The following is a 5,927-nucleotide window of genomic DNA, read 5'->3' as shown; positions in this document are numbered from 1 at the left end:
CGGCGTCGGGGGCACGCCGCAGTCGTTCGTCCGCGCCGGCACGCTCGGCCTGCCGCTGATGGTCGCGATCATCGGCGGCGGGTTCCGTCAGTTTCGTCCTCTGGTCGACCTCTACCGCGAAGCCGGGCAGCGGGCCGGGCATCCGCCCGAGCGCCTGAAGGTCGGAGTCCACGCCATCGGGTTCGTCGGCCCCACGACACAGGAGGCCAAGGACGCCTTCTTCCCCGGATGGCGGCACATGTTCACCGAAATCGGGCGCGAGCGCGGCTGGTCCCCGGCCACGCGCGCCCAGTTCGACGCGATGTGCAGTCCCGAGGGCGCGTTCCTGATCGGCGATCCGGCGAGCGTGGCCGCCAAGACCCTCGCGGCCGGCGACGCGCTCGGCGGCCTGTCGCGCGTCACGTTCCAGATGAGTGCGGCGTCGCTCGGGCATGCCGCCATGAAGCGGTCGATCGAGCTTCTCGGCACGGAGGTCGCCCCCGTCGTCCGTCAGGCCACCGCACCGCGGCAGGCCGTTGAACTGGAGACGGCGCGTGGGTGAGCTGGTCGACGGCGTCTGGCGACGCGGCGGGTTCGAGTCCGTCCTGTCCGACGGCGCGCTACGGCGGCCGCCCTCGGTCTTCCGCGACCGGGTGACGGCGGACGGCTCGGCCCCGCCGGGCGTGCGGGGCTTCAAGGCCGAACCCGGCCGCTACCATCTCTACGTGTCGCTCGCCTGTCCCTGGGCGCACAGAACGCTGATCATGCGGAACCTGAAGGCGCTCGAGGGGATGATCGACGTTTCGGTCGTGCATTGGCACATGGGCGAGGACGGATGGACCTTCGCGCCCGGACCCGGCGTCGTCCCTGATCCGATCGCAGGGGTCGCCGAGCTGCACGGCATCTACACGATGTCCGATCCGCACTGCACGTCGCGGGTGACCGTCCCGGTGCTGCTCGACACGGCGGAGATGACGATCGTGTCGAACGAGTCGGCCGAGATCGTCCGGATGTTCAACTCCGCCTTCGACCAACTTGGCGCCCGCCCGGGCGACTATTATCCGCAAGTCCATCGCGCCGAGATCGACGCCGTCAACGCCCGCATTTACGACACGCTGAACAACGGGGTCTACAAGGCGGGGTTCGCTACCAGGCAGTCGGCCTACGAGGAGGCCGTCGCCGAGGTGTTCGACACGCTGGAGTGGCTGGAGTCCAGGCTGGCGCAGCGACGCTACCTCGTGGGCGACGCGCTCACGGAGGCGGACGTCCGCCTGTTCACGACGCTCGTGCGGTTTGACCCGGTCTATTTCGGGCACTTCAAGTGCAATCGGCGGGCGCTGGCCGATCATCCGGCGCTCTGGGATTACGTCCGCGCGCTCTACCAGCATCCGGACATCAGGCCGACAGTCGACTTCGACCACATCAAGAAGCATTATTACGGGAGCCACCCGTTCCTCAATCCGAGCGGCATCGTCCCCGTCGGGCCCGACCTCGACTTCTCCGCGCCGTCCGGCATCACCCAACGTCTCGGACCGAGCGCGGCACGTGCGACGGTTCCGGAGACGACGGATCCCAAACGATCCTGAGCGCGCGGGTCGTTTAGCCAAGAGTTTGTTCGCATCCAGCCTTCGCGAACGCGCATCCATCTCTTTCCGGTAAGAACGGTCTCGTGCTGCTCGAGGATCTCCAGACCTTTGTCGAAGTGGCGGACGCCGGGGGAATCTCGTCCGCCGCGCGCCGTCTCGGCGTCGCCAAGTCCATCGTCAGCCGGCGGCTGTTTCGCCTGGAGGCGGACCTCGGCGTCCAGCTTCTCGCGCGAACGACGCGCGGCGCTGCGCTGACCGAGGCGGGAGTGACCTTTCGCGACCATGCCGCCAAGGTCTGTGCCGAGATCGATCTCGCGCGTGAGACGATTTCGCCCGCGGGTGACCTGCGTGGTCGCCTTCGCGTCGCTTTGCCGCTGTCGCTCGGCCCTACGCATTTCGCCCCCGTGCTCGCGGAGCTCGCCCGCCGACACCCGCTGCTGCACGTCCATGCCTCGTACGGCGACCGCTTCGTCGATCTCGTGGGAGAAGGCTACGACTGCGCGATCAGGGTGGGGATGCTCAAGGACTCGAACCTGATCGCGCGTCGGATCGGCTCGGTACACGGCGTGCTGGTCGCGAGCCCCGCCTATATCGAGGAGCATGGCGCGCCCGAGACGCCCGACGACCTCGGTCGGCACCAAGCGCTCATGCAGGGTACGGAGACCTGGCAGTTCATGGATGGGGATAACATGATCACCCTCCATCCGCAGGGCCGGTTCAAGGCCGACAATGGCATCGCCCTGGCCAACGCCGCGGCTGCCGGGCTCGGCATCGCCGCTCTTCCCCACGCCCTTGTCCAGAAGGAACTGGGCTCGGGTGCCTTGGTCGCAGTGATGACGCGCTATTCCACCCCGACGGCCGGCATCTTCGTCGTTCGGCCGCCGGGGCAGCACCCCGCGCGAAAGGTCCGGGTGTTGGTCGACCTTCTGGTCGAGCAGTTCGCCGAGGCGGGCGGGCGTCTTCCGGCTGCGCTGAAGGAGCCGGAAGCCGTCCCCTTCAGCGCAGGACGCGGAGCTTAGCGGAAGACGGGCGTCGTTCCCGAATTCGTGCGTCGATCCCCGGCCGCGGCGAGCCTGCGATGAAGCTCGGCGATCCGACCTTCCCCTTGCACCAACGCCTCGGCGGTCGTGTGCACGGAATAGTAGCCGAGATGCAGCGGGTGATCGTGCGGAGCCGCCGAACCCACAACGAAGACGGCATCATCGGCGCCGGTCGATGCCAGCGTGATCGCGGTTTCGCCGCTCTCGAAGACGGCCATGTCGCCCGCGCGCAAGGGTACGTCGGCGGCGACCTCGCCGTGAGCGAGCGCGATCCATCCGACGCTATGGCCTTCCGGCGGGTTGTAGGTCCAACTCTCCCCCGGCTTCAGGGTGACGAGAAGATAGTTGAAGCCGGCCGGCGCGCGGACGGGGCTGTCGACTCCCTCGTAAGTTCCAGCGATCACGAAGGCGGGTCCGGCCCGCTTCATGTCGCTCGCCTCGACATACTGACTGTCGGGGACGGCATTTTCAAGCTCGGGCGGCAACGCGATCCAGAGCTGGAAGCCCTGCACGCTTGTGGAGACGCCGGGGCCGATCTCCTTGCCGTGCCAGATGCCGCCGCCGGCGCGCATCCATTCGACGCCGCCGTACGTCAGGGCGCCTTTGCCGGCCTCGGGATCTTCGTACCTGACATCGCCTTTCGTGAAGACGGTGACGGTCGCGAGGCCGGAATGAGGATGCAGCTGCATCGCGTCGCGCATCTGCCCCATGTTCGCCTCGAACAGGTCGAGGAAGACGAAAGGCTTCAGGACCTGTCCGAGATCGGAAGGGCTCATCAGCCGCACGATCGAGCCGTGACCCCGGCCCCGCGTGCGACGGACGACGCGACGTGCGGGACGGAGATCCTCGCCGTCTGCCTTGGTCAAGATTGTCATAGCTGTCATATCGACACTCTCGGTTCAGAGGAGAAGCCGACGCGGCGGGCCGCGTCGGCTTCTAGGGGTCAGGCTGCGGCGAGCGCCTTCACTTCGCCGAGATAGGGTGTGATGATCTCACGGGCCTGGTCGCCGAGGGGGCCGGCCCAGTCGCGGAAGAGTTCGGTGACGAGCGCCAGGGAGGTGTTCGGCACGGCGCCGGCATGAGCGAGGCGATCGATGGCGGTACGATGAGCGAGCTGGCTGAGACCGCCGACGGCGTCGACCACGTAGCTCACGTCATAGCCGTCCTTCAGCGCGTCGACGACCGGAAAGACGAGGCAGATTTCCGTCCAGAGCGCGGCGAAGATCAGGCGCTTCTTGCCGGTCGCCTTGACCGCGGCGAGAAAAGCCTCGTCCTCCCAGGCGTTCATCGACGAACGGTCGATCGGCACTACTCCCGGTAGTTCATCCAGGATAGACTGACGCGTCGTCCCGTTGACGCCCATCTCCACGCCGACCGTCGAGAGGACGATCGGCATGCCGAACGCCTTGGCCGCCTTGATCAACAGGCGGACGTTCAGGTCGATCACGTCGGCCGGTGTCTCCGACGCGACGCCCTCGAACATCTCCTTTTGATAGTCGATCAGGATCAGGGCGGTGTCCTCGTTGGTCCATACGCCTTGTGGCTTGCTCATCCTGCTTCTCCGGTTGTCGCTCGGCGATTGGCACCGACGTGAAAGCGAGATGGCGTTCCTTGTCGGGTCGCAGTAGGCACCGCTTTGGCACATCTGCGTCTCGGACTCGGGAACGCTGTTCCACTCGCGGGCAAATCAGGTTTCGCGGACATCAAGGGTCTTCACGCCCGGTCTGCCCCATCGAGGGGGAGGCTTTGCAAGGGACGGTTAAACTCGCGCAGCCTCAGGCCCCGACCACGCAGTCAGCTCTGCGCGGTCGGCCGAACCACCATGCTTCCGATGTGCACGTCGCGCGGTCGCTCCAGCGCGAACAGGACCGCGCGGGCGACGGCGTCGGGCGTGATGGCGACTTCAGCCGCCTGCGCCCGGATTGCGTTTCTGATGACCGGGTCCGTCATCGGGTCGGCTAAGTCGGTCGCAACGAAGCTGGGGGAGACCTCGGTCACGCGCAGATGTGGTCCTGCCTCCTGCCGTAGCGCCTCGGTGATCGTACGTGCGGCATTCTTGGTCGCTCCGTAGACGCCCATGGTCGGGACGATCGCCAGCCCGGCCGTCGATACGATGTCGACGATATGGCCGGTGTTCTGACGCTGGAACACCGGCAACGCGGCCGCTATGCCATGGAGTACGCCCTTGATGTCGACGTCGATCATCGCATCCCAGTCGTCGACCTTCAAAGCGTCGAAGCGCGAAATCGGACCGATCCCCGCATTGTTGATGAGGACGTCGATCCGTCCGAACTGGTGACACGCGAGTTCGACGAGCGCTTGCAAGTCCTGCCGACGGGTGACGTCGGTCACGCGATAGGCGACGCTTCCGCCGGCGGCCGCGATCTCGTCGGCGACCATCGCCAGTGGTTCCTCGCGGCGGGCACCCAGCACCGTCGTCGCGCCGTGCTCGGCAAGCAGTGAGGCGGTCGCGCGCCCGATCCCGCTGCTTGCTCCCGTGATGACGACGGCGGCGTTTTCGATGCCCATGCTCCGGCTCCTTGTTTAGGGCGAGTGCCGGGGCAGGATGATAATCAGTCGACGCGACTTTCGATGCCTTAAGCGTCCCGCGATACAGGTTCCAAGTCGGGCGTCTCTCCCAACGACAAGCCAGTCAGCTCCTCGGCGACCCGCCAGAGCTGCCCCGCGATCGTCGGGTTCCGCGAGACCATCGAGCTCTGCGCCGGACCCACCGGACCCTTCCGCTCGCCTCGGCCGGTCGGTCCGTAATAGCCGCCCGGCTCAGCCTCGACTGCCGTCGCCGCGTAGAGGATCGACAACGCTCCTTCAGCCGCGGTTTGACCGATGAGGGGATTGATCAATTCGCCGATCCTGTTGAACCACAGCACGGGCTGGCCGGGACGGCTCTTGGTCAGATCGGTCGATGCCACGCCGGGATGCGCCGCCACCGATGTGAGGTTCCATCCCATCGCATCCGACCGCCGCTGCAGTTCGCGCGCGAAGATCAGGTTCGCGAGCTTGGATTGGCTGTACGACTTGACCGGCGAATAGCGGCGCTCGCTCATCAAATCGTCGAAATTGATGGTTCCCTTGTGGAAGATGCTGGACACGTTCACGACCCGCGGCTTCTCGGCCCGCCGCAGCAGCGGCAGAAGATGCGCCGTCAGCGCGAAATGGCCCAGGAAGTTGGTCCCGAACTGAAGCTCGAAGCCGTCGCGGGTGACGGCGCGCTTGGGCGGCGCTGCCAGGCCGGCGTTGTTGATGAGAATGTCGACCGGGCGCCCCCGCCGGTTCAGCCGTTCGGAGAACGCCGCCACGGACG

General features: G+C 66.7%; 7 protein-coding genes. 3 read left to right on the top strand and 4 right to left on the bottom strand.

What is annotated here, in order from left to right; translation table 11 throughout:
* The 3 genes from ACFE7F_RS15235 to ACFE7F_RS15225 form a co-directional block, all read left to right on the top strand.
* A partial coding sequence (locus ACFE7F_RS15235) for an LLM class flavin-dependent oxidoreductase (protein ID WP_375404699.1) occupies positions 1-541 on the top strand: 541 nt, incomplete at its 5' end.
* A complete protein-coding gene (locus tag ACFE7F_RS15230; RefSeq protein WP_375404698.1) occupies positions 534-1,565 on the top strand; it encodes a glutathione S-transferase family protein in 1,032 nt (343 codons plus the stop codon). The genes ACFE7F_RS15235 and ACFE7F_RS15230, both read left to right, overlap by 8 nt.
* An 83-nt stretch (positions 1,566-1,648) precedes the next feature.
* Positions 1,649-2,584 carry a LysR family transcriptional regulator gene (locus ACFE7F_RS15225; protein ID WP_375404697.1) on the top strand — a complete coding sequence of 312 codons (936 nt, stop codon included), beginning with the start codon at positions 1,649-1,651 and terminating at the stop codon, positions 2,582-2,584.
* Here the strand turns inward: ACFE7F_RS15225 and ACFE7F_RS15220 are convergent.
* The 4 genes from ACFE7F_RS15220 to ACFE7F_RS15205 form a co-directional block, all read right to left on the bottom strand.
* Positions 2,581-3,471 carry a pirin family protein gene (locus tag ACFE7F_RS15220; RefSeq protein ID WP_375404696.1) on the bottom strand — a complete coding sequence of 297 codons (891 nt, stop codon included), beginning with the start codon at positions 3,469-3,471 and terminating at the stop codon, positions 2,581-2,583. The two genes, ACFE7F_RS15225 and ACFE7F_RS15220, sit on opposite strands and share 4 nt — an antisense overlap.
* Before the next feature lie 77 nt (positions 3,472-3,548).
* Positions 3,549-4,157: an isochorismatase family protein gene (locus tag ACFE7F_RS15215; RefSeq protein ID WP_375404695.1), complete on the bottom strand. Its 609-nt coding sequence runs from the start codon at positions 4,155-4,157 to the stop codon at positions 3,549-3,551.
* Positions 4,158-4,399: 242 nt separating this feature from the next.
* The gene (locus ACFE7F_RS15210) at positions 4,400-5,134 is read right to left on the bottom strand and encodes an SDR family oxidoreductase (RefSeq protein WP_375404694.1); all 735 of its coding nucleotides are present in this window, start codon (positions 5,132-5,134) and stop codon (positions 4,400-4,402) included.
* 68 nt (positions 5,135-5,202) lie between these two features.
* Positions 5,203-5,927: SDR family NAD(P)-dependent oxidoreductase (locus ACFE7F_RS15205; RefSeq protein WP_375404693.1), on the bottom strand; the 725-nt coding region annotated here is incomplete at its 5' end.

The organism is uncultured Sphingomonas sp., from assembly GCF_964235535.1.
In the GTDB taxonomy this organism is placed as follows: Bacteria; Pseudomonadota; Alphaproteobacteria; order Sphingomonadales; family Sphingomonadaceae; genus Sphingomonas.
This window is presented reverse-complemented; position numbering and strand designations above follow the sequence as displayed.

Bases quoted from the DNA above. Each gene is read 5' to 3' on its own strand.
- ACFE7F_RS15215 (WP_375404695.1), bottom strand. From the start codon at position 4,157: ATGAGCAAGCCACAAGGCGTATGGACCAACGAGGACACCGCCCTGATC.
- ACFE7F_RS15210 (WP_375404694.1), bottom strand. From the start codon at position 5,134: ATGGGCATCGAAAACGCCGCCGTCGTCATCACGGGAGCAAGCAGCGGG.